This is a genomic window from Amycolatopsis sp. lyj-84, assembly GCF_046549075.1.
Classification (GTDB): domain Bacteria; phylum Actinomycetota; class Actinomycetes; order Mycobacteriales; family Pseudonocardiaceae; genus Amycolatopsis.
This window is the reverse complement of sequence record NZ_JAJPWO010000003.1, coordinates 15,894-42,201: the sequence shown is the minus strand read 5'-3', so window position 1 is coordinate 42,201 and position 26,308 is coordinate 15,894. Positions and strand designations below refer to the sequence as shown.

The following is a 26,308-nucleotide window of genomic DNA, read 5'->3' as shown; positions in this document are numbered from 1 at the left end:
GACTCCAATGAGCAACATCGACGTCGTGATCACCGGGATGGGCGCGACCACGCCGCTCGGCGGGGACGTCGCGTCCACGTGGGACGGCCTGCTCGCCGGGGCGAGCGGGATCCGCCGCATCGAAGCCGACTGGGTCGACGAACTCGAGCTGCCGGTGAAGATCGGCGCCATGCTCGCCGTCGACCCGTCCGAAGTCCTGCCGCGGGTCCAGGCCCGGCGGCTGGACCGCTGCGAGCAGGTGGCGATCATCGCCGCCCGTCAGGCCTGGGCCGACGCGGGCTTCGAACAGCCGACCGATGAGCATCAGGATGTGGAACCCGAGCGCCTCGGGGTGACCATCGGTACCGGTGTCGGCGGTCCGGTCACCCTGATCTCCCAGAACGACCTTCTGCACAAGCAGGGACTCCGCAAGGTCTCCCCGCTGACCGTGCCGATGCTGATGCCGAACGGCCCCGCCGCACACGTCGGGATCGACCTGAAGGCCCGCGCCGGCGTGCACTCGCCCGCGTCGGCCTGCGCGTCGGGCGCGGAAGGCATCGCCGCCGGCTACGAGATGATCCGCTCGGGCCGCGCCGATGTCGTGGTCGCCGGTGGTGCCGAATCGTGCATCCACCCGATCACCCTCGCCGGTTTCGCCCAGGCGCGGACGGTGTCCACCCGCAACGACGACCCGACGAAGGCGTCCCGGCCGTTCGACGTGAACCGTGACGGTTTCGTCCTCGGCGAGGGCTCCGGTGTCGTGATCCTGGAGCGGGCGGACCGCGCCAAGGCCCGCAACGCGCGGATCTACGCGCAGCTGAGCGGGTACGGGATCACTTCGGACGCCTATCACATCACGGGCAACCACCCGGAGGGCCTCGGCCAGATCGCCGCCATGCGGCAGGCGATGACGATGGCCGGGGTCTCCCCTGCCGACGTCGGCCACGTCAACGCGCACGCGACCTCCACGGTCGTCGGCGACGTCGGCGAGGCCGCGGCGATCCGCAACGCCGTCGGCGAGCACGTCGTGGTGACCGCGCCCAAGGGCGCGCTCGGCCACCTGGTCGGCGGGGCCGGCGCGGTCGAGGGCATCGCCACGATCCTGGCGATCTACCACGGCCTCATCCCGGCGACGCTGAACCTCGAGGACCTGGATCCGAAGGTGCAGCTCGACGTCGTCTCCGGTGAGGCGCGCAAGATCGAGCTGGGCGCGGCGATCAGCAACTCGTTCGGTTTCGGCGGGCACAACACGGCACTGCTGTTCACCCCGGCTGCCTGACGCCGGTCAAGTGCAATGAAAGGCCCGTTACTTGCAAATTTTGCAAGTAACGGGCCTTTCATTGCACGCGCGGGAACGGAAACCGCAGGCGGTCAGGCTTCCGAGCGCTTCACCAGGTGACGGCCGATCCACCAGGCGGCCTCCACCAGCACGATCCCCACCCCGGCGCAGGCGAACGCCGAGACCGTGTACGCGCTCACGCTCGGGTCCAGCGCGAAGAACTTCTGCGTGAACGGGATCAGGAACAACGCGAGCGTCAGCACGACCATCCCGCCGATCAGCAGGATCTTCCACCACCGGTACGGCCGCGCGACGATCCCGAGCACCCACAGCGCGATCGTGATGAGCGTGATCAGCGCGGTCGTCCCCGCCTGGATCTTGTCCAGTTCGGACTGTCCGGATCCCTTGTACACCAGCAGGTAACTCACGAACGTCGCCGTGGCGATGACCAGCCCGGCCGGGACGGCCATCCGCATCACCCTGCCGACGAAGCCGCTGCGGGCGCGCTCGTTGTTCGGCGCCAGCGAGAGCACGAAGGCGGGGAGGCCGATCGTGAACCACGCGGTGATCGTGATGTGCCGCGGCAGGAACGGGAACGGCACCTGCGCGATGCCGACCATCAGCGCCAGCAGCACCGAGTAGACCGTCTTGGTGAGGAACAGGTTCGAGACGCGCTCGATGTTGCCGATCACCCGCCGCCCTTCGGCGACGACGTACGGCAGGGTGGCGAACTTGTCGTCCAGCAGCACGATCTGCGCGACCGCGCGGGTGGCCGGGCTGCCGGCGCCCATGGCGACGCCGATGTCCGCGTCCTTCAGCGCGAGGACGTCGTTCACGCCGTCGCCGGTCATCGCGACGGTGTGGCCCTTCGACTGCAGCGCGCCGACCATCGCGCGTTTCTGCAGCGGCGTCACGCGGCCGAAGACGGCGCGTTCCTCCACGGTGTCGGCCAGCTTCTCGGCGTCGTCGGGCAGTTTCCGCGCGTCGACGGGCTTGTCCGCGCCGGGCAGGTCGAGGGTGCCCGCGACCGCGCCCACCGAGATGGCGTTGTCGCCGGAGATGACCTTGACCGCGACGTCCTGGTGCGCGAAGAAGTCCAGGGTGTCCTTGGCGTCCGGGCGGACCTTCTGCTCCAGCACCACGAGCGCCACCGGTTCGATGTCACCGGGGCCTTCGGCGGCATCGACGGCCCGCTCGGCACGGCCCAGCAGCAGGACGCGCAGACCGCGCGAGCCGATCTTCTCGGCCTCCGCACGGTGCTCTCCCTCGGGCAGCAGGACGTCGGCGGCGCCGAGCACCCAGTCGCCGTCGCCGTCGAACGACGCACCGCTCCACTTGCGCGCCGAGGAGAACGGCATGGTCGTGGAGATCCGCCAGCCCGGATCGGTCCGGTGCGCCTCCGCGATCGCCTGCAGGCTCGCGTTCGGGCGCGGGTCGGCGGCGGCGAGCGCGGCCAGCGCGTCGTCCACCGGGTGGCCCGGCGTGATCTCGCGGACCTCGGAGAGCCGCATCGCGTTCTCGGTGAGCGTGCCGGTCTTGTCCGCGCACACCACGTCGACGCGGGCGAGTCCTTCGATCGCCGGGAGTTCCTGCACCAGGCACTGGCGCTTGCCGAGCCGGATGACGCCGACCGCCAGCGCGACACTGGTCATCAGCACCAGGCCTTCGGGCACCATCGGCACGAGCGCCGCGACCATGCCGCGCAGCGCGTCCGGCCACGCCTGGTCGCCCGCGAGCTGGTTGTAGATGGTCAGCGCGCCCGCCGGGACGAGCAGGTAGGTGATGAACTTGAGGATCTTGTCGATGCCCTGCCGCAGTTCCGACTTCACCAGGGTGAACTTGCTGGCCTCCGCGGCCAGTTTCGCGGCGTAGGACTCGTTGCCGATGATGTCCGCGCGGTAGGTGCCGCTGCCCGCGACGACGAAGCTGCCCGAAAGCACCTTGTCGCCCGGCTGCTTGACCACCGGATCGGATTCCCCGGTCAGCAGCGACTCGTCGACTTCCAGCGCTTCGGCCGTCAGTGCCGGGCCGTCGACGACGATCTTGTCGCCCGGCCCCAGTTCGACGAGGTCACCGAGGACGACGTCTTCCGGGGCGATCTCGGCGCTCTGCCCGTCACGGCGGACGGTCGGCTTCGCCTGTCCCACGATGGCGAGCCGTTCCAGGGTCCGTTTCGCCCGGAGTTCCTGGATGATGCCGACCGCGCTGTTGACGATGATCAGTCCGCCGAACAGCCCGTCGATGAAGTACCCGGTCGACAGGATGAGCACGAACAGCACACCGTAGATCGCGTTGATCCGGGTGAAGACGTTCGCGCGGATGATCTCGCCGGTGGTCCGGCTGGTCTTCGTCGAGACCACGTTGGTCTGGCCCGCGGCCACCCGCCGGGCGACCTCTTCGCTGGAGAGCCCCCTCGAGGCGTCGGTCAGCAGGGCCGGCTGATCAATTGCCATGCCCGCGACTCTATTCCGCCCCGGCTCGCGCACGCGTCAGCCTGGGGGACCATGTCGTCCCCTACTTCAGCATCTTTCGTGTTCGGGGTTGGTGCCGCCGTCGGTGGTGTCGACCCGCCAGGATCCGTTCTCCAGCCGCAGCGGCAGCACCAGCCGCCAGCGGATGCACCCCTCCGGCAGGTACACCGGCGCGTCCTCGACGTCCTGCGTGCTGGTGAAGGAGACGAGTACCCGGAGCGTGGTCGGCGCGCCCGGCTCGATGCGGTAGACGAGGATGCTGCCGTCCCGAGTGGACTGATAGTCCTTCTTCCACTCCACGGCGGTCTTGGTCTTGGCCCGGTCCCTGCTGACCACCGAAGTCCACTTCGGATAGTCGCGAAGGTTGATGGAGTCGAAATACCCCTGCAGTACCTGCCGCACGCTCTGGTAGTGCGGATGCGCGAAGACGTCGGGAGTCACCTCGACGGCGCCCGAGCCGGGCTGCTCGCCGGGGGCGACCGACGTCGGCGATTCGCTGACGACCGGCGCGGTGGGTTCGGCCTCCGGGCGGAGGTAGAGATCGCGTGCCAGCAGCCCGACGCCGACGGTCAGGGAGATCACCACCACGAGGACGGGGATCAGCCACCGCTGGCGAGAGAGAGGGCGAGGCTGGGCGGTCACCCTGAAAGGTTAGCCGCCCGCCTCTTTCCGCTTCACTCCGTCTACCCGACCTGGTGCAGCCAGGTGACCGGAGCACCGTCACCGGCGTGCCGGTACGGTTCGAGCGCTTCGTCCCAATTGGCGGCGAGGAGCTCGTCGAGCTTGTGTGCCAAGGATTCGCCGGCACGCACCTTGCTCACGAGCGCGCGCAGCTGGTCTTCGCCCACGACGATGTCGCCGTTGGCACTGGTCCTGCCGTGCCACAGGCCGAGGCCCGGAGCGAAACAGAACCTCTCGCCGTCGACCCCCGCACTGGGCTCTTCGGTGACTTCGAACCGGATCATCGGCCACGCCTTGAGCGCGGACGCCAGCTTTCCGCCGGTGCCCGAAGGCGCACGCCAACCACATTCGGCGCGGAGCTGTCCTGGACTGGCGGGCTGCGCCGTCCACTTCAACTCGACTCGGGCACCCAGGGTGCCCGAAATAGCCCACTCGACGTGCGGACAGACCGCAGACGGCGACGAGTGGACGTACACCACGCCACGGGTGTTGCCACGGGTGCTCACTGCTGACCTCCGCTACTCGACGAGGGGCGTCTTCCCCTACGACCTCGCGAGCTGCGCTGGTCAGGTGGCTCGTGCCGCCTCCCGGTACGCGTGAGCACATTGTGCACCCCAACTGTGCTGTTTGGCCACATGAACACCACAAGTCGCACCTGATTGGGACGTGGGACTCACGAGCGAAGGGCTCCCGATGCCGCATTCGGGACATCAGCCAACGAACGATCACGCACTGAACATTCCGTTTCGGATCGCCACTCACGGCTCGCGGGTCAACCCTGGGCGGCGACGAGCGCGGCGCGTCGACGCCAGGGGCGAGATACGGCCATGGCGTTTCTCCTGGTGACAGGGGTCAAAAGCGCAGTGCCGTACACCCGGATGAGTGACTGCGCTCACGTCCATGACAACTTCTCGGCGCAACATCACCTCGCCTACCTGCGACGTGTCTGCCCGTTAGTCCGGATGGAGGCGCTACTTTGTGCACCGAGACCGACGAGATGGGGAGGGTTCGGTGCGACTCGTTCGCCTCGCTCAACAGCCGTCCCGGGTGGCCGAGGACGTCCGCGCCGCGCTGGCTTCACTCGGCAGGGGCAGCAACGTCGTCGGCGGGGTCGCCCTGGTCGGCGCCAGCCCGGTCGAAGGGCGGCCGGTCGAAGCGGTCGTCGTCATGCCCAAGGGCGTCCTCATCGTCATCGGCGTCGACCTGCCGGACCCGGCGCTGAAACTCGAAGCCCCGCTCGGCGGCCCGTGGAAGGCCGACGGCTGGCCGCTGGTCCACGGCGACACCTCGATCAACCCGGCCACCGACGCGCTCTCACTGTCCGCCGCGTGCACGCACAAGATCGCGGACGTCGCTCCCGGCGCCGGGCCGATCGGCACGATCATCGCCGTCGGCCCCTATGTGGAGACGGTCGACCAGCCCGCCGCGGATCTCGCGGGCTCGGTCCGGGTCCTGTACCCGACGGCGAAGACGATGCTCGCCGCGACGGTCTCGCTGGCCACCGCGTCCCGGCCCCGATCGGTCCAGCAGGCGCGGGACCTGATCGCCGCGCTCGCCCCGGACGCGCCGCCGATGCCCGAGGAGATGTTGCTCGGGGAAGGGTTCAGCGCCTTCTCCGACGACGAGCCGACGGTGATCCGCGAGAACCCGCTCGTCGCGATCGCCCCGACGGTTCCGGTGCAGCATCCGGGCAAGGTGAAAAGACCGGCGAAACCGGCCGTTCCGCCCGCCAAGCCCGTCCAGGCCGCCAAGCCCGCCCCGCTTCCTCAGCCCCCTCCCCAGGCCGTCGCCGCGAAACCCGTCCCCCCGGTCCGGCAGGCGCCGCCGCCCGCCGCTCCCGCCGAGTCCCCGCCGAAGGCACCGCACCAGTCCAAGACGGTGAAGTGGCTCCCGGTCGCCGCGATCGGCCTGCTCATCGTGTTGCTGGTCGCGGCCATCAGCGTCGCTTCCGGCGGTGACGACACCGCGTCCACGCAGACTCCCCCGCCGCCGACCCCGGCGACCAGTTCACCGCCGCCGAGCAGCAGTGCGGTGGAGAACATCCAATTCACCTCGCGGGCGTCGGCCGCGGATCAGAAATGCGCGTCGCACGCGTACGGCGACGTCCAGTCGAGCCTTCAGCGGACGAGTTGCTCCGCGGTCAAACGGGCCAGCTTCGCCAGTTCCATCGACGGCCGGGCCGCCGCGGTGACGATCGCCGTCGTGGACTTCCCGGACGCCGCGCAGGCGAGCGCCTTCAAAGCGACCGCGGACACTCCCGGCGGCGGCGGAATCCTCGACATCGCCACCGAGACCAATCAATGGCAGGGCGACGTCCCGGTGTTCGAGGGCGCGGCCTACCAGAGCGGCCTGGACGGGAAGTCCGTCCGGCTGGTCCAGGTGGTCTGGGTGCCGGGACCGTCCACTCCGGACGATCCCGGCCTGGTCCGGGGCGCGAAGGCCGCCCTCGAACTCCCCGTCAACGGCTAGAGCCCGTACGCCTCCAGAAGGCGCAGCCACACCTCGCTGATCGTGGGGAACGACGGGACCGCGTGCCACAGCCGCGACAGCGGGACCTCGCCCACGATCGCGATCGTCGCCGAATGCAGTAGCTCGGACACGTCCTGCCCGACGAAGGTCGCGCCGACCAGGACCCCGCGTTCGGTGTCGACGACGATCCGCGCCTTGCCCGCGTAACCGTCCGCGTGCAGCGACGAACCGGCGACCGCGATGTCGATGTCGACGACGCGGTGCGGCTTGCCCTCCTCGGGCCCGGCGAGCCCGACCGAAGCGACCTCGGGGTCGGTGAAGACGACCTGCGGGATGGCGTGGTGATCGGCCGTGGCGCTGTGCGCGCTCCACGCGGCCGAGTCGACGGGCTTGCCCGCGGCCTGCGCGGCCACCGCGTCCCCGGTGGCCCGGGCGGCGTACTTGCCCTGGTGGGTCAGCGGCGCCCGGCCGGTGACGTCCCCGACGGCGAACAGCCAGTCACCGTCCACAGCGGACACACGGCCGTTGTCGTCCGTCGTGAGCGGCGCGCCCGCTTCGAGCCCGAGCGTCTCGACGCCGAGCCCGCCGGTCGCCGGGCCGCGGCCGGTGGCGACGAGCAGTTCGTCGACGAGCAACCGCTCGCCGCCTTTCAGCGCCAATTCCTTACCACCGTCCACAGCGGACACGGAGTCGAGACCCGAGCCGGTGTGCACGGTGACACCGGCTTCGCGGAGCCCCGCGATGACGGCGTCACCCGCGAAGTCCGGAAGCCGCGGCAGTGGCCGCGCCCCCGAAATGATCAGGTGGACTTCGGCGCCGAGGGTGGCGAAGGCCTGCGCCATTTCGACGCCGACGACTCCGCCGCCGAGGACGCCGAGCCGACGCGGGACCTCTTCCGCCGAAGTCGCCTCTCGCGAACCCCACGGGGAAATGGTGTCCAGTCCGGGGATCGACGGCGTGCGCGGGACGCTGCCGGTGGCGACGATCACGGCGTGCCGCGCGGTCAGCACGTCACCACCGTCGATCGTGACCTCCCGCTCACCGGTGATCCGGCCGTGCCCGCGGATCGGGGCGATCCCGGCCCCTTCGGCCCACTCGACCTGTCCGGTGTCGTCTCCCTTGCCGGTGAACCAGTCCCGGCGCGCGAACACCTTGGCCGGGTCGACCGCGTCGCCCACCGGGACGCCGGGGACGCGTTTGGCGGCGGCGAGGAGGTTCCCCGGCCGCAGCAACGCCTTGCTCGGAATGCAGGCCCAGTAAGAACATTCGCCGCCGAAGCGCTCGTGTTCGACGAGGGCGACCTGAAGACCGCCACGCGCGGCTCGTTCGGCGGCGACCTCGCCGACCGGGCCGCCTCCGATCACGATCACGTCAAAAGTCTGTGCTGACATGCATTCAGCGCACACCACCGCGCAGCTTCGCGCAACCTGCCGCTATCCTCGTGTCGCTGCGTGAGTCATCAGCCGCGGGTTCAGGTTGCACCGTGCCGGTTACGCAGTAGAACGATCGAGCGCGGGAGGTTTTTTCATGGCCAGGAACACTGCTGTGCATTTGCTGGATGATCTGACCGGCGAGGCGGCCGAAGAAACGGTCGCTTTCGGCCTGGACGGAATCGCTTACGACATCGACCTTTCGGCCGACAACGCCACGGCACTCCGGGAAATCCTGAGTGCTTATGTGGAAAGCGGCCGCCGGATCGGTGGACGGAAACTGCGGCCGCGGGTCGTGCAGCGACCCAAGGGCGCGCGGGTGGCGAAGTCGACCCCGAAGACCGCGGCGACCGCCGCGAAGGCCGAGGCGAAGACCGCCGCGAAGCCGGGTCGCAAACCCGCCGCGAAGGGTGTCGCCGGCCGCAAGCCCGCCGCCGCCAAGGCCGCCCCCGCGAAGGCCGCCGCCCCCAAGGCGGAAGCCAAGGCCCCCGCCAAGACCACGGCGAAAGCCACCGCGGCCAAGGCGAAGTCGGCCCGCGGCACCGCGGCGAAGACCACCGCCGCCAAGGCTCCGGCCGGCCGCGCGAAGGCCGCCGCCGCGGCGAAGACCCCGGCCAAGGCCGCCCCGAAGACCACCGCCAAGACGGTGACCGCGAAGGCCGCTCCGAAGGCCGCGGCCGCGAAGACGACCGCCGCCAAGGCAGCGCCGAAGGCCGCCGCCAAGACGCCGGTGAAGAAGGCCGCCGAGCCGAAGAAGACCAGCCGGGCCACCCGCAAGGTGCCCGCCGTCACTTTCTCGGCCACGGAAAAGTAATTCTCCGAAACAAAAGGCCCCCTTCGCTCGAGTAGCGAATGGGGCCTTTTGTTTCGTTATCGGCGATATCGTCGTCGCCGATCAAGAAGCCCGTTGAGAACCCTCGGAATGCCATTCCGGGTAGTGGTACCGCGTGTGCCGGAGCGAGCGGTGCCACTCCCGCTCCGCCGCCGAGGGCTTCCGGGTGGTGAGTTCACCCAGTTGCGCGGCCGCCGCCGCGCGGACCGCGGCCGTGACGTCGGCAACACCTTTGCGCAGGCCATGCTCGGCGAGCGACGCCACCGGGCTCCGGTGGGAGTCGAGCGGACGGGGATCCGCGGGTGCCGAAGTGAGGTACCGGCCGACCCGTTCGGCCGCGGTCGAAACGAGCAGGGTGGAATGCGCGAGCAAGCCCGTTCTCGTCCGGAACACGGCGAAACCGCACAACTTCGAGTCACCGACGAACAGGCCGCGATCACCGAGCCGCGACGGCAGCCCGAGCCGGGCCACCGTCGCGGTCATCAGTTCCCCGAGCGCTTCGAGCGGTTTGACGGCGTTCGCCGAGAGACCGAGCCCCGGCAGGACGAGGGTGATGTTGAGATTGCCGGGATCGTGGAACACCGTGCCGCCGCCGCTGGCCCGGCGCAGCACCGGGACGCCGTCGCTCGCGCAGACGTCGGCCTTGACCTCGCGTTCGATCTTCTGCCCCCGCCCCACGACCACACTGTCGGTGTTGCGCCAGATCCACAGGACCGGCGCCTCCGGTGCGGCACGCAGGAGGGCTTCGTCGAACGCGAGGTTGTCGGCCGGGTCGTCGAACGAAGCGACGACTTCCGAGGGACCGGTCACAGTGCTTTGAGTTCCTCCACGATCTCGCCCACCGACGATTTGGCGTCGCCGAAGAGCATGCTTGTCTTCGCATCGTAGAAGAGCTCGTTGTCGATGCCGGCGAAGCCCGAGCTCATCGAGCGCTTGAGCACGATCACCGACCGGCTGTGGTTCACCTTGAGGATCGGCATCCCGTAGATGGGCGAGCCCGGATCGGTCTCCGCGGCCGGGTTCGTGACGTCGTTCGCGCCGATCACCAGCGCGACGTCGGTCTGGGCGAACTCGGAGTTGATCTCGTCCATTTCCTTGAGCTGTTCGTACGGGACGTCGGCCTCGGCGAGGAGCACGTTCATGTGCCCCGGCATCCGGCCCGCCACCGGGTGGATGGCGTATTCGACGGTGATCCCCTTGGCCTCCAGCAGCTTCGCCATCTCGCGGACCACGTGCTGCGCCTGCGCGACGGCCATGCCGTAACCGGGGACGACCACGACCTTGTTCGCGTACGCCATCTGGATCGCGGTGTCGGACGCGCTGGTGCTGCGGACCGGCCGGACCTCGCCGGACCCGCTGCTCGCGACCGCCGTGCCACCGCCGAACCCGCCGGCGACGATGGCCGGGATCGACCGGTTCATCGCCTTCGCCATCAGGTTCGTCAGGATCGAACCCGACGCGCCGACGATCATGCCCGCCACGATCAGCGCGGTGTTGTCGAGCGCGAGACCCATGGCCGCCGCAGACAACCCGGTGAGCGCGTTCAGCAGGGAGATGACGACCGGCATGTCCGCGCCGCCGATCGGCAGCACGACCACCACGCCGAGCACGCCCGCCGCGACCAGCAGGCCGATCATCAGCAGTTCGGCGTCACCGCCGGTGGCGATGACGACCGCGAAGACGATCGCGGCGATCAGCACCAGCGCGTTCACCGGCTGCTGCAGCTTGCCGAGGGTGATCGGGCGGCCGGAGATGAGTTCCTGCAGTTTCCCGAACGCGATGTTGGAGCCCCAGAAGGACACCGAACCGACGATCGCGGCGAAGAGCGACGCGATCGCGACGTACGCGGGCTCGTGCGCGTAGCCCTCCGTGGTGCGGAACTCGACCCAGGCGATCAGGGCCACCGCCCCGCCGCCGACGCCGTTGAACAGCGCCACCATCTGCGGCATCGCGGTCATCTTGACCTTGCGCGCGGACGGCACGCCGACGACGACACCGATCGCGACGCCGAGGGCGATCAAGAGCCAGTTGCTCATACCGGGCGTCAAAAGCGTCGCGATCACCGCGATGCCCATGCCGACCGCGGCGATCCAGTTGCCGCGCACCGCGGTGCGCGGACCGGTCAGGCCCATCAGGCCGTAGATGAACAGTGCGAAGGAAATGATGTAGAGGACGGCGATGAAGGTCGTCACTTGTCACCACCGTCTTCCGGCTTCTTCGCCTTGAACATCGAAAGCATCCGGTCGGTGACGAGGAAGCCGCCGACCACGTTGATCGTGCCGAAGGCGATCGCGATCACCAGCAGGATCTTGTTCAGTACGCCGTCCACCCCGAGGCCGAGCACGATCAGCCCGCCGAGCAGGACGATGCCGTGGATGGCGTTGGTCCCCGACATGAGCGGGGTGTGCAGGGTGTTGGGCACCTTCGAGATGACGGTGAATCCCACGAATCCGGCGAGTACGAGGATCGCCAGGCTGCCTACGAGCATCACTCGCCCCCTTGCTTTTCGGAATCGCGAGCTCCGGCCACGCAGGCCCCGGCGACGATCTCGTCGGAGAAGTCGAGCGCGAGCTTGCCCTCCTTGTCGACGAGCAGTTCCAGCAACTCGGTGACGTTGCGCGCGTAGAGCTCGCTGGAGTGCGCCGGCATTTCCGCCGCCAGGTTCAGCGGCGAGCAGATGGTGACGTCGTGCTCGACGATCTCCTCGCCCGGTTTCGTCAGTTCGCAGTTGCCGCCGGACTCGCCGGCGAGGTCGACCACGACACCACCGGCGGGCATCCCCTTCACCGCGTCGGCGGTGACGAGGATCGGCGCCTTGCGGCCGGGGACGAGCGCGGTGGTGATCACCACGTCGAACCTCGTGATCGCCTCGGTGAGCCTGCGTTGCTGCTCGGCCTTTTCCTCCTCGGTCAGCTCGCGGGCGTACCCGCCTTCACCGGCCGCCTCGATGCCGAGGGCGAGGAATTTCGCGCCGATCGACTTCACCTGCTCGCCGACCTCGGGCCGGACGTCGTAGCCGGTGGTCTGCGCGCCGAGCCGTTTCGCCGTCGCCAAGGCCTGCAGCCCGGCGACACCCGCGCCGAGCACGAGCACCTTCGCCGGCGGCACCGTTCCGGCCGCGGTGGTGAGCATCGGGAAGAAGCGGGTGAGCTTCTCCGCTGCAAGCAGAACCGCGCGATAACCCGCGACACTGCTCTGTGACGACAAGGCGTCCATGGCCTGCGCGCGCGAGATCCGGGGGATCGCCTCGACGGCGAAGGCGCGGACGCCCGCCGACTCCAGCGCCGCTATCCCGTCCGGATCGGCCCGGGGATTCAGGAAGCCGATGAGGATGGTGCCCTGCTTGAGCTTCGCGACTTCGGCCGCGCTCGGAGGCGCCACCTTCACCACGATGTCGGCATCCCACGGATCGCCGATCACCGCGCCCGCCTGCTCGAAGACCTCGTCGGCGAGCAGCGCGCCGGCGCCCGCACCGGGCTCGACCACCACCCGCAGTCCGCGTCCTGAGACGCGCTCGATGAGCTTCGGTACCAGCGCGACGCGGCGTTCACCTTGTCCGGTCTCCCGGACAACACCGACCGTGAGCTGCTCGTTTTCTGCCGCCACAGGCGACCTCCTCGCTGGAGAGGACCACACGAACCCGCACTGTTTACCACGTCCGACCGACAACTTTCCTGGCTGAACGTATCCGGACGGCATCTTTCCGTGACATCGCTCATCACGATCGATCCAGCCATCGATCCAGGTGTGCGACGTCATAAGGGGTCCCCATAGGACGGTTGCCGTCCTATGGGGACCCCTTATGACACTTACGGAGCAACGACTTTCCGCATCACGGAACGCTGCGCCAGTTCGGCACCCCCAGAAAGATCAACCGCAGCCGCCGTTCGGCGGTGCGGCCGATCTCGTCGTCACGCGAAGGCGCTTCGAGCAGTTCCAGCACCGTCGTGAGCATGGTCGTCACGATCAGGTCGGCCAGCAGGTGCAGATCCTCGGTCAGCCATTCGCGAAGATTGTCGAACCGCGCGAGGTCGACGGCGAGTTCGCTGACGAAGAGCTTGAGTTCGAAGCCGATCGCCTGCCGGACCGGACCGGTGCCGCCGTAGCGCTCCCTGGTCAGGAAGTGGAAGTGGGCCTCGTGCGCCCGCACGTGCTCGCGCAGGATGCGCACGGACGTCCGGATCATGTCGTTGTACGCCGCGGGCTTGGTGCGCGCGGAGCGGATCATCGTGCGCAAGGTGCGCATCGACTCTTCCACCAGCGCGACGCCCAGTTCGTCCATCGATGCGAAATGGCGATAGAAGGCCGTCGGCACGATCCCGGCCTGTTTCGCCACCTCGCGCAGACTCAGCCCGGAGAACCCTCGTTCCGCCACCAGTTCCAGCGCCGCGTCCAGCAGCGCCTGACGCGTGCGCTGTTTGCGCTCCTGCCTGGAAACGGGCTCAGTTGTCACGACCGACAGCGTAATCGCCTCCGCGGTATCACCCACGTCACATCGCCCTCCTCTCGCGTTGACAAGCGGGACCATCGCCACTTCACTGTTCAGTGTACAAGCGTTCACTGAATTCTGGAGATGTGATGACGGCACTGGTACCGCGCAGGGCCAGGCGGCTGGCCTCGCTGGCCGAGGCCCTGCTCACGCCCCACGGAATGGACCGCTACCTCGAACTCGTCGACCCGATGCTGGTCCGCCGCGAAATCCGCGGCCTGGTCACCGGCGTCCGGCGGCAGACGCCCGACACGGTCACGCTGACCATCCGGCCGAGCCGCGCCTGGCGCGGGCACGTCGCGGGCCAGTACGTGCGGGTGACCGTCGAGATCGACGGCGTCCGCCGGACCCGCTGCTACTCGCCCGCCGGTTCGGAGCACGACGGATCACTGGAACTGACCATCAAGGCCGATCCGCAGGGCCTCGTCTCACGGCACCTGAACCGCACGGTCACGATCGGCTCAGTGCTCGGTCTGTCCACTCCGGACGGTGAGTTCACGCTGCCCTCGCCGAGGCCGCGGCGGATCCTGCTGGTGAGCGGCGGGAGCGGGATCACGCCTGTCCTGTCGATGCTGCGCACGCTGGCCGACGAGCGCCACGAGGGCGACATCGCCTTCCTGCATTACTCCAACGGGGCCGAAGACGCGCTCTATCGCGCCGAGCTCGCCGACCTGGCCCGCCGTCTGCCCGGCCTGCGGTTGGTACACGCGTTCACTCACACGAAAACCGGCGGCGACCTGCACGGGTTCTTCTCGAAGGATCACCTCGCGGAGACCGTCCCCTGGTACCCCGACGCCGAGACCTTCCTGTGCGGTCCGAAGCCGCTGATGGATTCGGTCCGCGAGGCGTTCGAGGCCGACGGCCTCGGCGCACATCTGCACACCGAGGAGTTCACGCCGCCGGCGCTCACGTTCGACACCGAGAACGCCGAAGGACAGGTCCGGTTCGCACGCAGCGGCCGCGAGTTCGAGAACTCCGGGAAGCCGTTGCTGGAGCAGGCCGAAGACGCCGGGCTGAGCCCGGAACACGGTTGCCGGATGGGCATCTGCTTCTCCTGCACGCAGGTCAAGACGTCGGGCTGTGTGCGGAACGCCAAGACCGGCGAGACCTCCAGCGAAGAGAACGAAGAGATCCAGCTCTGCATCTCCGTCCCGGTCGGGGACGTCGAGATCAACGCTTAGAAGGGAGCCGAGATGACAGGCTTGCAGGACAAACTGACCCCCGCCCAGGTCGAGGAGTTCGGCCGCGAACTGGACGAGATCCGGCAACGGATCGTCGCCGATCTCGGCCAGGTCGACGTCGACTACATCCACAACGTCATCAAGACCCAGCGCGCGCTCGAGGTCGCGGGCCGCGGGCTGCTGTTCGCCGGGTTCTTCCCGCCCGCGTGGATCGCCGGCGTGACCGCGCTTTCGGTGGCGAAGATCCTCGACAACATGGAGATCGGCCACAACGTCATGCACGGCCAGTACGACTGGACGCGTGACCCGGCGCTGAGCTCGCAGAAGTTCGAGTGGGACAACGTCGCGCCCGCCGAGAACTGGCGTCATTCGCACAACTACATGCACCACACCTACACCAACATCCTCGACAAGGACCGCGACATCGGTTACGGCGTCCTGCGGATGGACCCGGCGCAGAAATGGCACCCGTACTACCTCGGCAACCCGGTGTACGCCGTGGCGCTGGCGTTCATGTTCCAGTGGGGCGTCATGCTGCACGACCTCGAGTTCGACCGCATCGTCAAGGGCGAGCGCAAGTGGTCGGACAACAAGGAGGTCGGCCTGAAGATGCTCAAGAAGGCCGGTCGCCAGGTCGGCAAGGACTACGTGCTCTTCCCGCTGCTGACCGGTCCGCTCGCGCCGCTGACCTTCCTCGGCAACGCGACCGCGAACCTGACCCGCAACCTGTGGTCGTTCTCGATCATCTTCTGCGGGCACTTCCCCGCCGACGTCGAGAGTTTCACCGAGGAGGAGACCGAGAACGAGTCGCGGGGCCAGTGGTACCTGCGGCAGATCCTCGGCTCGGCGAACATCACCGGCGGCAAGCTCTTCCACATCATGACCGGGAACCTCTCGCACCAGATCGAGCACCACCTCTTCCCGGACATCCCGGCGCGCCGTTACCCGGAGATCGCGGGCGAGGTGCGGGCTATCTGCGAGAAGTACGGCCTGCCGTACAACACCGGCCCCCTGCACAAGCAGCTGTTCTCGGTGGCCAAGAAGATCGTGAAACTCGCCATGCCCTGGAACGGTGAACCCCGCACTCCCGCTACCGTGGAGAGCGACAAGACCCTCCGAGCGGCTTAAGGTGTCTGACATGGTCGGTCAGTTCGAAAGCACCAAGGACGTGGTCCAAGAGGTCACCGAGTCGGCGGCCACCCACATCGGCAACATCGCGACGATCATCACCGGCGCGATCCGGGACATCGCCCGCGAGACCGGCGACTGGCTGACGGACGTCATCGAGATGCGCGAGGCGTCCCAGCGGGCGCAGGCGGACGAAGAGCACCGCGAAGACTAGGGAAACCTGGATGGGCACGAGGCGGGTGGTCGCGGCAAGGTGAAGCCGTGACCACCCGCTTCGCTCTGCCACGACGCGTCCTCGGCGCACAGCTGAGCCGCGCGTACTGGGCGGAACTGGCGTGGGTGATCATCGGCGCGCCGCTGACACTGGTGTTCGTCGCGCTCGTCGTCGTCGGGCTGGTCCTCGGGATCGGCCTGAGCCTGCTCACCGTCGGGCTGCCGGTGCTCATCGGTGTCCTGGCGGGCGCGCGGCTGATCGGCGCCGCGCATATCGCCCTGGCGCGGGCCCTGCTCGGGACCACGGTCACCCCGCCAACCCGGCCCGAGCTGCGGCCGGGTCTGTGGAACGGCGTCAAGAGCAAGATCGGGGATCCGATCGGCTGGCGGTCGATCGCCTACCTGGTGATCCGGCTGCCGCTGTCGTTCATCGAGTTCTTCCTGGTCGCGACGCTGCTCACATACGCCGTCAGCACGCTGACGTACCCGCTGTTCTGGTTCACCCTGAACGGCGAAGCCATGCCGACGTTCGACCTCCGCGTCGACACCTGGCTCCTGACCCTGCCGCTCGCCCTCACCGGGCTGGCCGTGCTGCTGGCGACGCCGTGGGTGGTCCACGGCCTGACCGAACTCGACCGCCTGCTGGTACGCGGCGTCCTCGGCGCCGAGGACCTCTCCAAACGCGTGCGCGACCTCGAACGCAGCCGGGCGACCGCCGTCGACGACGCGACGCGGCGGCTCCGCCGGATCGAGCGCGACCTGCACGACGGCGCCCAGGCCCAGCTGGTCGCGCTGGCGATGAAGCTCGGCATCGCGAAGGACGAACTGGCCGGTGACGGCGACCTCGCGCAGGTCACCGCCCTGGTCACCGCCGCGCACGCCAACGCGAAACAGGCACTGGTCGAACTGCGCGACCTCGCCCGCGGCATCCACCCCGCCGCGCTCGACGCCGGCCTCGACGTCGCACTGTCCACTTTGGCCGCGGGCTCGGGCATCGACGCGCGGATCACCGTGACCCTGCCGAGCAGGCCGTCGCCGTCGATCGAGACCATCGCCTACTTCACCGTCGCCGAACTGCTGACCAATGCCGCCAAACACACTTCGGCCGCGATCGAGGTCGATGTGGGTATCTTCGGTGACGGCCTGCGGCTCGTCGTGCGGGACGGCGGCGAGGGCGGGGCGAGGCCGGTGCGGGGCGGCGGCCTCGCCGGGATCGCCGAACGGCTCGCGACGGTGGACGGCAGGCTCGACATCGACAGCCCTCCCGGAGGGCCTACGGTGATCAGCGCTGAGATACCACTACGGACATAGGAACATGGGGGGCGGCGTGCGCGTCGTGATCGCGGAGGATTCGGCCATCCTGCGGGCGGGGCTGGTCGAACTGCTGAACCTTCGGGAGCACGAGGTCGTCGCGGCCGTCGCCGACGGCGACAGCCTGTGCGCGGCGGTCCGCGAACACCGGCCGGACGTGTCCATTGTGGACATCCGGATGCCGCCGACGCACACCGACGAAGGCCTGCGCGCGTCCATCGCGCTGCGCGCGGAAATGCCGGGGTGCGCGATCCTGCTCTTCTCGCAGTACGTCGAGACGCAGTACGCGACGGAACTGCTGGCCGACCGCGCGGGCGGTGTCGGCTACCTGCTGAAGGACCGCGTCGCGGAGGTGTCGGATTTCCTCGACGCGCTTCGCCGCGTCGCCGAGGGCGAGACCGTGCTCGACCCCGAGGTGGTCAGCCAGCTCTTCAGCGCCACGCGGAAGACGGACGCGCTCGCCGGGCTGACCCCGCGGGAGCGGGAGGTGCTGGGTCTGATGGCCGAGGGCCGGTCGAACTCGGCCATCGCGACGGCGCTGTTCCTTTCGGCGGGCTCGGTGGAGAAGTACGTGTCGAGCATCTTCGGGAAGCTGGCGCTGCCCCAGTCCGAAGGGGACAACCGGCGGGTGCTCGCCGTGCTCCGGTATCTGGAGTCCTAGAGCAGGGTTTCCCGTTTCGCGACGACTTCGGCGAGCGGGCCGCCGATGTCGGTCTCCGGAATCTTCCCCACTCGACGGTGAAGGAATCAGGACACTCAACGTCCCAAATCCTTCACACTCGAACATGTCGCCGCCGAAACTTCCCATTCGCCCTGGTCAGGCGCAGGTAACCAAATACCGGTCCGCTCAACCCGAATCGCCGCTCACGACCAACCGGCGCGCGTCCACGCCCTACCGCGGCTCCACCGGCACCCCGTCCACCTCCGGCAGGCACAGCTGCACCCAAGCGACGTCCCGCCAGGCCCCGTGCTTGTACCCGATCCGCTGGTAGGTCCCCACCGGCTCGAACCCCATCGCCGCGTGCAGCCCGGCGCTCGCGTCGTTCGGAAGCACCATCCCCGCGCAGAAGTTCCGGAAGCCGCGCGACGCCAGCCTGTCCAGCAGCGCTTGGTAGAGCGCCCGCCCGCCGCCGGTCCTCCGGCGGCCGAGCTCCAGATAAACACTGACCTCGCAAGACCAGCGATAGGAAGGGCGGCCGCTGAAAGGGCCTCCGTAGGCGTAGCCGGCGACGCGGCCTTCGTCGTCTTCGAGCACGAGCCACGCGTGTGATCGCTGCGCCCTGGCGATGCGCTCGGCCATCTCGTCCGGCTTCGGGGCCTCGGTTTCGAACGAGATCACCGTGTCGGTGACATACGGCGCGTAGATCTCCGCGCACGCCGTCGCGTCGGCTTCCGTCGCTTCCCTGATCACCATGGCAACGATAGTAACCGAGGCTGCCACTATAGTGAGCAGCATGTCGGATCCCTTGTCCGCGTCGCTCGCCGCGACGCTCCAGTCCGCGAGACTCGACCAGAACCTCTCGGCCAATGCCCTCGCCGAGATGTCGGGCGTGTCCAGGGCGATGATCGGCAAGATCGAACGCGGCGAGGCGCAGCCCACGGCGGTCCTGCTCAGCAGGCTTTCGGCCGCGCTCGGGATGACGTTGTCCGAGCTGATCGCGCGCGCCGAACACGGTGACCGGCGGCTCGTGCGCGCGGCCGATCAGCCGACCTGGACCGACCCTGACACCGGCTACGTGCGCCGCGCGGTGTCGCCGTCGCTCGGCGGGCCGCTGGAACTGGTCGAGGTCGTGCTGCCCGCGGGCGCCGAAGTCGCCTTCCCCGCGCACACCTACGCGCTGACCCACCACCAGATCTGGGTGCTCGACGGGCATCTGAGGTTCCGGGAGGGCGACGTCGAGCACGAACTCGACGCGGGCGACTGCCTGCAGCTCGGCACTCCGCAGCCGTGCGCCTACGTCAACCCGACGGCCGGACCGGTCCGATATCTGGTCGCCCTCGCCCGGCGGCACGCCTGATACTCGGGTGATGAGATCCCCGGCCCTCTCCCACGTCGCGGCGAAAGCACGCGGCGGGCACGAGGCCGGACTGCCGGTGACACTGCACTTCCATCCCGATAGATCCACAGTGGACGGACGGTCGCTCCTGGCCGCGATGGCCGAGGACGGTTTCTACCGCAACCAGTTCGAGACGGGGACGAGCAACGGCGGCTTGACCGCGTACCCCGGCGGAGACCGCTGGCGGTGGGAGAGCCGGATGTTCGGCGGCGCCTACGACGACGCGCCACCCGCCGAACGGCCCAAGTACGGGGCGCTCAACTTCCGGCGTCGCGCGGTGGGCGGGGCGCCGAGGTTCGGCTCGGCCCATTTCCGGATGGCGGCGCACACCATCGGGCGGACGACGTTCTGCTATCCGGACAGCGTCCTGCGTCCGGCGGATTTCGGTTACGGCACCAGGGTTTCCGCGCTGATCGCACTGGCCGATCAGGACGACGTGGACCTTCTCGACGACTACATCGAGGCACACGTCCACGGTCCGGTCCAGCTGACGACGGACGTCGAAGCCCTCGTGCTCGACCCGAGCCACCGCGGCACCGACGTCGAAAAGGCCGCGCTCGGGCTCGGCTGCCCTGTCGAATGGCATCCGGGATTCCGCCTGTCGACCCGAGAACTCGCACGACACCCCGCCTACCGGGGTCCCGAATTCGTCGAACTCGGCCTGGCCCTGGCGGAAGACGGCCACCTCGATCCGCGTGTCCTCGGCGACGCCCGCGACGTCGACCAGCAAGCGCTCAAACGCGTTTGGCACTACGTCGCGCGCTTCGGGGCACTACCGTGACGGGCATGTACTCCACGGAGATCGAGGTGCGCACCGGCAGCGTGGCCGTGGTGCACGACCTGACCAGGGACGCCGAGTCCTTCCTGCGCGACGCGGACGCCGAGGACGGGATCCTGCACGTCTTCGTCCCGCACGCGACGTCCGGGCTGGCCATCCTCGAAACCGGCGCCGGCAGTGACGAAGACCTGCTCGCGGCGCTCGACGACCTGCTCCCCCGCGACGGCCGCTGGCGGCACCAGCACGGCAGTCCCGGTCACGGCCGTGACCACGTGCTGCCCGCGCTGCTGCCGCCGTACGCGACGATCCCGGTGCTCGGCGGGGTGATGACGCTGGGCACCTGGCAGTCGGTCTGCCTGGTGGACACCAACCTGGACAACCCGGTCCGGCGCGTCCGCTTCAGTCTCCTGGAGGGCTGATCAGCAGAAGTCAACAGACGTTGAACAAGCTCACCGGTACCGTCGGCCGCGTGACTACTCCGCACCGGCTCGTGCTGTGGGACATCGACCAGACCCTCGTGGACCTGCGTGGCGTGGGCGCCTCCTGGTACACGACCGCGCTCGCCGAGGTCGCGGGTATCGAGCTGCGGGCGCTGCCCCAGTTCGGCGGCCGCACCGAACGCGCCATCAGCGCCGACATCCTGACCTCGCACGGCGTCGAGCCCACCGAGGAGAACGTGCGCAAGCTCTGGCTCGCGCTGATCGCGGTCTCCGAGAGCCACGCCCCGACGCTGTCCACGAGCGGCCGCGCGCTCCCGGGCGCCAAGGACGCGCTGAACGACTTCGCCACGCACGGCGGCGTCGTCCAGACCCTGGTCACCGGCAACCTGCCGGAGATCTCCGTGCACAAGCTGACCGCGTTCGACCTGCACGAGCACGTGGACTTCGAGATCGGCGGTTACGGCTCGCTTTCGGCGCACCGGCCCGATCTGGTGCCCGCCGCCGTCGGCCACGCTTCGGCCAAACACGGCACCGAGTTCGCGCCCACCTCGGTCGTCGTCATCGGCGACACCCCGGACGACGTCCGGGCCGCGCTCGACAACGGCGCCGTCGCGGTGGCCGTGGCGACAGGGCAGTTCAGCGCGGAGGAACTGGCCGACGCGGGCGCCCACACCGTCCTCGGCGACCTGTCCGACCTGGCAGCGGTGCGCACGGCCGTACTCGGGAGCGCCAACTAAGCTCGCTCCATGGCATACCCAGGCGGCAACGGCTGGCCGGAGCAACCGCAGCAGCCCTACCAGCAGCAACCCCCGCAGCAGGGGTATCCGCCGCAGAGCCCGCCTCAGTACGGCCAGTACCCGCAGGATCCCCAGCAGCAGTACCAGGGGTACCAGCAGTTCCCGCAGCAGACGTACCAGGGCTTCGCGCCGGAACCGCCGAAGAAGAGCAAGAAGGGCCTGTGGATCGGCCTCGGCGCGCTCGTCCTGGTCATCGCCGTCGGTGCCACGCTCTTCTTCGTCCTGCGTGACGGCGACGATCCCCAGCCTCAGGCCGGTCCGCCGCCGTCGTCGGCACCGGTTCCGCCGTCGTCCTCGGCGTCGAAACCGCCGCCCACGAGCAGCGGGGCGCCGAAGGACAACAAAGTCCCCTCGACGACACCCGGCTGGCAGGGGGTCCTGTCCGCCAAGGACAAGGTCGCCTACGACCTGCCCGCATCCGGCTGGGAGATCAAGCCCGGCCAGCTCGTCGGGTACGAGGAGGGCGAGTTCAAGATGGTCGTCCACGAGGCGTCGACCTACAAACTCGGCGCCTGCCCGGATGCCCGCGGCTCGAACCGCGGCGTCGTCGGGTTCGCCACCGCGGACCAGATCCCGGTCGAGAACGCCGCCAGGGGCGCCGTCCGGCTCTGGATCCAGTCCGCCACCGGCAAGGCCGATGTCCCGCTGCCCGAGATCAAGCAGGTCCCGATCGCGGGCGGGTCGATCCAGGCGGTCAGTTCGACCGGGACGTTCACCCCGTCCGAGACCGAGGAGTGCCGGGCGCCGAGCGTGAAGATCACCTCGGCCGCGTTCAAGTCCGGCGACCAGACGATCTGCTTCGTCATGGCCCTCGACCAGGGAACGCCCGACGCGCTGCCCGACGCGGACGCCCAGAAGATCCTCGCGAGCTTGAGGCCGCAGCAGTGACCGGCCCCGGTGGGCACCCCGGCGAACCGCGACTGTGGTTCGTCGATCCGCTCACCGGGCAGCCGCTCGAAGACGAAGCCGAACAGACGAGGCCGCTACCGGCCGTCCAGGACGCCGTCCCGGCCCGACGCCGCCCCCGTCTCCTGCCCGCGCTGGGCATCATCGGACTGATCGTCGTACTCGTCGTCGGCACGACGGCGACCTACCAGGCCAGGACCGCGGCCCCGCCGCCGCCCGCGCGGGACCTCGCCTTGCCGGACCCGGAGTCACCCGGCCGGATCGAGCCCGTGATCGAGGGCTGGCAGCCCGTGCTGTCCGACGATCACCCGCTCGTCTTCGACGTCCCGCCGGACTGGAAACTCGAAGAACCCGACGTCGCGGTCGGGTACGAGACACCGGCAGGCGAACTCGTCACGTTGCAGGGCGTCGCCCGGTACCAGCGCGACTTCTGCCCCGGCTCCGACCTCTCGGCACGCGCGATGGCGGGGTTCACCACCATCGACGAGGGCGAGGTCGGAAGCCTCGCCCAAGCGGCGGAAGAAACCACCCTCCGCTGGGCCGCGGCCGCGTACGGCTCCATCAGCGGCGGGCGGGCCCCGAAGACCGAAATCGGCGAGGCCGGACCGGTGACCGTCCTCGACGGCGGCACGATCGCCACCTCCGTGACCACCACCGTCGTCCCCGCCGCGGACGGGCCGTGCTCGGCCCCGTCCGTCGCGATCACCGCGATCGCCCTGCCCCTGTCCGCATTGCCCGGTTCCGGCCGCTACCACGTCCTCCTGGTGCTGGCGGACCAGGAGATCCCCGACCCGGTAGCCAGGGACATCGTCCTCAAGATGGGTGAGAGCATCCGTCGCGAGTAGCACTCCCCTAAGGGAAATATGGGTCCCGTGCCGGATGTGTCCGACCGGCTCCCGCGCCTACCTTGATTCCCATGCCAACAGGGGGAAGCGGGACGGCCGCGCCGGGCCGGACGCACAAGATCGCCACGGTGCTGAGGCACCGGCTGCCTTTCACGACCCTCGTCACGGTGACCATGCTCGCGCTCGCCTTGGCCACGGGCGCGCTCTGGTCGGCCGCCGAGGATCGCGCGGTGTATCCGTACATCGCCTATGGGCTGCCGTCGCTCGAATCAGGCCGCTGGTGGACCGTGCTCACCGGACCGCTGTTCGCGGTCGTCCCGCTCTACTACCTGCCGATGGTGCTCAGCTTCGCGTTGTTCGCCGGGTTCGCGGAATGGCGGCTCGGCACGCGCCGGGCGATGGCCGTCGCCATCGGCGGTCAGTTCGTCAGCGTGCTGGTCGCGGTCCAGTTCCTCGCGCTGAGCCGCAACTCCGGCTGGGAGTGGGCGGAACGGGTCGCGGGCAGCCTCGACGTCGGGTTCTCCGGGGGCGCGCTCGCCGCGGTCGCGGTCGCCAGCGCCACCCTGCGCCCGCCGTGGCGCCTGCGGTTGCGCGCCGGGCTGTGCGTCTACGCCGGGATCGCGATCATCTTCGTCGGCACGCTCGCCGACCTAGTGCACTTCTTCGCTCTCGTCCTGGCCCTGCCGTTCGGGCGCAAGTTCGTCGCTTCGAGGGATTCCGTCCGCGAACGGCGGCCGAGCCTGCGCGAGTGGCGGTTCTACGTCGTGGCGGGCCTGCTGGTGCTGACGGTCGCCGAACTGGTGATGTCCTTCGTCCCAGGCAACGGCCCCTTCGGTTCGTCCGAGGAACTTTCGCTGTCCACCTGGGAAGTCGTCATCCTGTGCCTGATCGTGGTGCCGATCATGAACGGCCTGCGCAAGGGCAGCCAGGTCGCCTGGTGGTGCGCGATGATCCTGACCTCGTTCGTCATCCTTCAGGTGATGGCCTACGGCGGGGTGCTCGCGCTGGCCGAGGTCCTCGGTGAGGACACCGGGCTTTCGGATCCGCCGCTGTTCTTCGTGGACAATCTCCTGTGGACGGTCGAGTTCGCGCTGCTGGTCTCCTCGAGGGGCGCCTTCCGCGTGCCGTCACGGCGGAAACGCCGCCGCCTCGGCCGGATGGGCAACCCCGCGCTGGCCCGCACGCTGCTCAGCCGTCACGGCGGAAGCACGCTTTCGTGGATGACGACGTGGCCGCAGAACTCGTACTTCGTCGCCGCGGACGGCAAGTCCTACCTCGCCTACCGGCGCCACGCCGGTGTCGCGATCGCTCTCGGCGACCCGATCGCCCCGGACGGCGCGGGCGACCGCACGATCGCCGAGTTCATCACGATGTGCGAGAACACCGGCCTCGTGCCGTGCCTGTTCTCCGCCACCGGCGAAACCACCGCCACGACCAAGGAACTCGGCTGGAAGCACGTCCAGGTCGCCGAGGACACCCTGATCGAACTCGAGACGCTGGAGTTCCGCGGCAAGCGCTGGCAGGACGTCCGGACCGCGATCAACCGCGCCAAGAAGGACGGCATCGAGTTCCGGCTGGTCCGGCTCGCCGATCAGCCGCGCGCGGTGATCTCGCAGGTCCGCGCGATCTCCGAGGAGTGGATCAGCGACAAGGGCATGCCCGAAATGGGCTTCACCCTCGGCGGGGTCGACGAGGCGATGGACCCGGAGACCCGCGTCGGTCTCGCCGTCGACGCCGACGGCGTGGTCCACGGCGTGACGTCCTGGCTGCCGGTGTACACCGGTGCCGGCGCGATCGGCGGGTGGACGCTCGACGTCATGCGCAAACGCGCCGACGGATTCCGCCCGTCGATGGAGTTCCTGATCGCGTCGTCGTGCCTGGCCTTCCGCGAGGAAGGCGCGAAGTTCGTGTCGCTGTCCGGTGCCCCGCTGGCGAGCTCCGGCGAGCCCGCGCATGCCGTCGAACGGGTTCTGGACGCGCTCGGCACGATGATGGAACCGTTCTACGGCTTCCGTTCACTGCACGCGTTCAAGGCGAAGTTCCAGCCGCGCCACGTCCCGCTGTACCTCGCGTTCCGCGACGAGGCGGATCTGCCGCGGATCGGGATCGCGCTCGGCCGGGCTTACCTGCCGAACACGGGTCTGCTGCGGCTGGCGAAGCTCGCCCGCTCCGGTAAGAAGCCCCAGCCCCAAAAAGATCAGCGCAGCGTCGAAGGCGGCGGCGTGATGGTCTTGCGATCGGCTTCCGGGACACCCCGGTAGGTCTTGAGGATCTTCAAGATCTGCTCGCGATCCGCACTGCCCTGCTGGTCTTGGTCCGAATAGACGAGCAGGGCGGCGGACGCGTCGCCCATGTCCACCGCCTGCACGCCGACGAGGGCGCGCTTCGGGATGCAAGTCCCGGTGTACCCGAGGGTCACCTCGGCGATCAGGATGTTCGCGGGGGCCTTCTTGCCGGTGCCGAGCGTGAACTCCGCCTGCTGCGGCGGGTCCGCGACGATCTTGGCCGACAACGGGCCTTCCTCGGGGTTGTACGCGCTCACCACGAGGTCGTACAAGGCTTTGTTCGCGGCGCCGGGCGCGTCGGCGACCTTCACGGTCGTCAATCCGCTGCCCCCGACCCTGCTCCCCTTGACCGCCGGGCAGTAGTCGTCGCCGACGAAAGCGCTGGAGAACATGGAGATACCGGGGACGAGCGCGGTCTTCTCCCAGCCGTGGATCGTGCCGGGTTTCGGCGTCCAGTTCGGCGGGACGTCATACGCGACGAGACCGTCGGCTCCGGCCACCGACTGCCAGCCGTCGGTCACCGGCGGCGCGACGACGCGCGGCGAAGGCGTGTAGACGACCGGCGCGCGGGTGGTCGGCGTACTGCTGCTCGACGACCGGTCCGAGCCGTTGTTCGCCAAGGCGGCGACCGCGATGACGCCGAGCGTGGCGAAGAAGCCGTACATGGCCCTTCGCCCGCTTCGCGACATCGGCTGCTTCGCCGGTTTCGAAGGTTCCAGCGTGGGTTCTGACACGGG

General features: G+C 69.1%; 26 protein-coding genes. 15 read left to right on the top strand and 11 right to left on the bottom strand.

Features of this window, described 5'->3' with window-relative positions; all coding sequences use genetic code 11:
* Positions 1 to 7 precede the first annotated feature (7 nt).
* Positions 8 to 1,258: a beta-ketoacyl-[acyl-carrier-protein] synthase family protein gene (locus ACLJRM_RS10255; protein ID WP_101609562.1), complete on the top strand. Its 1,251-nt coding sequence runs from the start codon at positions 8 to 10 to the stop codon at positions 1,256 to 1,258.
* A 92-nt stretch (positions 1,259 to 1,350) separates the two neighbouring features.
* On the opposite strand, the gene ACLJRM_RS10250 is transcribed toward ACLJRM_RS10255, so the two are convergent.
* The 3 genes from ACLJRM_RS10250 to ACLJRM_RS10240 all read right to left on the bottom strand — a co-directional run bounded on the left by ACLJRM_RS10250 (position 1,351) and on the right by ACLJRM_RS10240 (position 4,916).
* On the bottom strand, positions 1,351 to 3,711 hold the full coding sequence (locus ACLJRM_RS10250) for an HAD-IC family P-type ATPase (protein ID WP_410662879.1): 2,361 nt from the start codon (positions 3,709 to 3,711) through the stop codon (positions 1,351 to 1,353).
* Positions 3,712 to 3,777: 66 nt separating this feature from the next.
* A complete protein-coding gene (locus ACLJRM_RS10245; RefSeq protein ID WP_101609563.1) occupies positions 3,778 to 4,371 on the bottom strand; it encodes a hypothetical protein in 594 nt (197 codons plus the stop codon).
* Between the two features lie 41 nt (positions 4,372 to 4,412).
* Positions 4,413 to 4,916, bottom strand: a complete 504-nt coding sequence (locus ACLJRM_RS10240; protein WP_005154552.1) for a DUF3145 domain-containing protein — start codon at positions 4,914 to 4,916, stop codon at positions 4,413 to 4,415.
* A 505-nt stretch (positions 4,917 to 5,421) separates the two neighbouring features.
* Here ACLJRM_RS10240 and ACLJRM_RS10235 point away from each other — a divergent pair.
* Complete coding sequence (locus ACLJRM_RS10235) at positions 5,422 to 6,879, top strand: hypothetical protein (protein ID WP_410662878.1); 1,458 nt, start codon at positions 5,422 to 5,424, stop codon at positions 6,877 to 6,879.
* Here ACLJRM_RS10235 and ACLJRM_RS10230 read toward each other — a convergent pair.
* Positions 6,876 to 8,249 carry a dihydrolipoyl dehydrogenase family protein gene (locus ACLJRM_RS10230; protein ID WP_410662877.1) on the bottom strand — a complete coding sequence of 458 codons (1,374 nt, stop codon included), beginning with the start codon at positions 8,247 to 8,249 and terminating at the stop codon, positions 6,876 to 6,878. The genes ACLJRM_RS10235 and ACLJRM_RS10230 overlap by 4 nt on opposite strands.
* Before the next feature lie 157 nt (positions 8,250 to 8,406).
* Between ACLJRM_RS10230 and ACLJRM_RS10225 the strand changes: the two genes are divergently transcribed.
* Positions 8,407 to 9,123: a histone-like nucleoid-structuring protein Lsr2 gene (locus ACLJRM_RS10225; protein ID WP_410662876.1), complete on the top strand. Its 717-nt coding sequence runs from the start codon at positions 8,407 to 8,409 to the stop codon at positions 9,121 to 9,123.
* Positions 9,124 to 9,204: 81 nt separating this feature from the next.
* Here the strand turns inward: ACLJRM_RS10225 and ACLJRM_RS10220 are convergent, their stop codons facing one another.
* The 5 genes from ACLJRM_RS10220 to ACLJRM_RS10200 form a co-directional block, all read right to left on the bottom strand.
* Positions 9,205 to 9,951 (bottom strand): lipoate--protein ligase family protein, encoded by a 747-nt coding sequence (locus ACLJRM_RS10220; RefSeq protein WP_101609566.1) that lies wholly within the window; start codon positions 9,949 to 9,951, stop codon positions 9,205 to 9,207.
* Positions 9,948 to 11,333, bottom strand: a complete 1,386-nt coding sequence (locus ACLJRM_RS10215) for an NAD(P)(+) transhydrogenase (Re/Si-specific) subunit beta (protein ID WP_101609567.1) — start codon at positions 11,331 to 11,333, stop codon at positions 9,948 to 9,950. The genes ACLJRM_RS10220 and ACLJRM_RS10215 overlap by 4 nt, the downstream gene beginning before the upstream one ends.
* Positions 11,330 to 11,629: an NAD(P) transhydrogenase subunit alpha gene (locus ACLJRM_RS10210; protein WP_007032801.1), complete on the bottom strand. Its 300-nt coding sequence runs from the start codon at positions 11,627 to 11,629 to the stop codon at positions 11,330 to 11,332. Before ACLJRM_RS10210 ends, ACLJRM_RS10215 begins: the two co-directional genes overlap by 4 nt.
* Positions 11,629 to 12,747, bottom strand: a complete 1,119-nt coding sequence (locus tag ACLJRM_RS10205; RefSeq protein WP_410605564.1) for a Re/Si-specific NAD(P)(+) transhydrogenase subunit alpha — start codon at positions 12,745 to 12,747, stop codon at positions 11,629 to 11,631. The genes ACLJRM_RS10210 and ACLJRM_RS10205 overlap by 1 nt, the downstream gene beginning before the upstream one ends.
* A 226-nt stretch (positions 12,748 to 12,973) precedes the next feature.
* A complete protein-coding gene (locus ACLJRM_RS10200; protein ID WP_410662875.1) occupies positions 12,974 to 13,630 on the bottom strand; it encodes a TetR family transcriptional regulator in 657 nt (218 codons plus the stop codon).
* An 89-nt stretch (positions 13,631 to 13,719) separates the two neighbouring features.
* Here ACLJRM_RS10200 and ACLJRM_RS10195 point away from each other — a divergent pair, with 89 nt between their 5' ends.
* The 5 genes from ACLJRM_RS10195 to ACLJRM_RS10175 are packed head-to-tail and all read left to right on the top strand — an operon-like array spanning position 13,720 to position 18,124.
* Positions 13,720 to 14,811, top strand: a complete 1,092-nt coding sequence (locus ACLJRM_RS10195) for a ferredoxin reductase (RefSeq protein ID WP_101609570.1) — start codon at positions 13,720 to 13,722, stop codon at positions 14,809 to 14,811.
* A 12-nt stretch (positions 14,812 to 14,823) separates the two neighbouring features.
* Positions 14,824 to 15,939: a fatty acid desaturase family protein gene (locus ACLJRM_RS10190; RefSeq protein WP_101609571.1), complete on the top strand. Its 1,116-nt coding sequence runs from the start codon at positions 14,824 to 14,826 to the stop codon at positions 15,937 to 15,939.
* Between the two features lie 10 nt (positions 15,940 to 15,949).
* A complete protein-coding gene (locus ACLJRM_RS10185) occupies positions 15,950 to 16,153 on the top strand; it encodes a hypothetical protein (RefSeq protein ID WP_101609572.1) in 204 nt (67 codons plus the stop codon).
* Between the two features lie 47 nt (positions 16,154 to 16,200).
* Positions 16,201 to 17,463: a sensor histidine kinase gene (locus tag ACLJRM_RS10180; protein WP_410662874.1), complete on the top strand. Its 1,263-nt coding sequence runs from the start codon at positions 16,201 to 16,203 to the stop codon at positions 17,461 to 17,463.
* Between the two features lie 16 nt (positions 17,464 to 17,479).
* Positions 17,480 to 18,124: a response regulator transcription factor gene (locus ACLJRM_RS10175; RefSeq protein WP_101613403.1), complete on the top strand. Its 645-nt coding sequence runs from the start codon at positions 17,480 to 17,482 to the stop codon at positions 18,122 to 18,124.
* 231 nt (positions 18,125 to 18,355) lie between these two features.
* Here ACLJRM_RS10175 and ACLJRM_RS10170 read toward each other — a convergent pair whose 3' ends face one another.
* A complete protein-coding gene (locus ACLJRM_RS10170) occupies positions 18,356 to 18,877 on the bottom strand; it encodes a GNAT family N-acetyltransferase (protein ID WP_410662873.1) in 522 nt (173 codons plus the stop codon).
* A 40-nt stretch (positions 18,878 to 18,917) separates the two neighbouring features.
* Here ACLJRM_RS10170 and ACLJRM_RS10165 point away from each other — a divergent pair, with 40 nt between their 5' ends.
* The 7 genes from ACLJRM_RS10165 to ACLJRM_RS10135 all read left to right on the top strand — a co-directional run bounded on the left by ACLJRM_RS10165 (position 18,918) and on the right by ACLJRM_RS10135 (position 25,547).
* Positions 18,918 to 19,481: a helix-turn-helix domain-containing protein gene (locus ACLJRM_RS10165; RefSeq protein WP_101609574.1), complete on the top strand. Its 564-nt coding sequence runs from the start codon at positions 18,918 to 18,920 to the stop codon at positions 19,479 to 19,481.
* Between the two features lie 10 nt (positions 19,482 to 19,491).
* Positions 19,492 to 20,301, top strand: coding sequence for a DUF3626 domain-containing protein (locus ACLJRM_RS10160; protein WP_410662872.1), 810 nt, complete (start codon positions 19,492 to 19,494; stop codon positions 20,299 to 20,301).
* Between the two features lie 5 nt (positions 20,302 to 20,306).
* Positions 20,307 to 20,717 carry a secondary thiamine-phosphate synthase enzyme YjbQ gene (locus ACLJRM_RS10155; RefSeq protein ID WP_101609575.1) on the top strand — a complete coding sequence of 137 codons (411 nt, stop codon included), beginning with the start codon at positions 20,307 to 20,309 and terminating at the stop codon, positions 20,715 to 20,717.
* 71 nt (positions 20,718 to 20,788) lie between these two features.
* Positions 20,789 to 21,475, top strand: a complete 687-nt coding sequence (locus ACLJRM_RS10150; RefSeq protein ID WP_101613406.1) for an HAD hydrolase-like protein — start codon at positions 20,789 to 20,791, stop codon at positions 21,473 to 21,475.
* Positions 21,476 to 21,484: 9 nt separating this feature from the next.
* Positions 21,485 to 22,423 carry a hypothetical protein gene (locus ACLJRM_RS10145; RefSeq protein WP_410662871.1) on the top strand — a complete coding sequence of 313 codons (939 nt, stop codon included), beginning with the start codon at positions 21,485 to 21,487 and terminating at the stop codon, positions 22,421 to 22,423.
* Positions 22,420 to 23,286, top strand: coding sequence for a hypothetical protein (locus ACLJRM_RS10140; protein WP_410662870.1), 867 nt, complete (start codon positions 22,420 to 22,422; stop codon positions 23,284 to 23,286). Before ACLJRM_RS10145 ends, ACLJRM_RS10140 begins: the two co-directional genes overlap by 4 nt.
* Positions 23,287 to 23,357: 71 nt before the next feature.
* A complete protein-coding gene (locus tag ACLJRM_RS10135; RefSeq protein ID WP_410662869.1) occupies positions 23,358 to 25,547 on the top strand; it encodes a bifunctional lysylphosphatidylglycerol flippase/synthetase MprF in 2,190 nt (729 codons plus the stop codon).
* On the opposite strand, the gene ACLJRM_RS10130 is transcribed toward ACLJRM_RS10135, so the two are convergent.
* Positions 25,484 to 26,236, bottom strand: coding sequence for a hypothetical protein (locus tag ACLJRM_RS10130; protein ID WP_233223018.1), 753 nt, complete (start codon positions 26,234 to 26,236; stop codon positions 25,484 to 25,486). The genes ACLJRM_RS10135 and ACLJRM_RS10130 overlap by 64 nt on opposite strands.
* Positions 26,237 to 26,308: the final 72 nt, after the last annotated feature.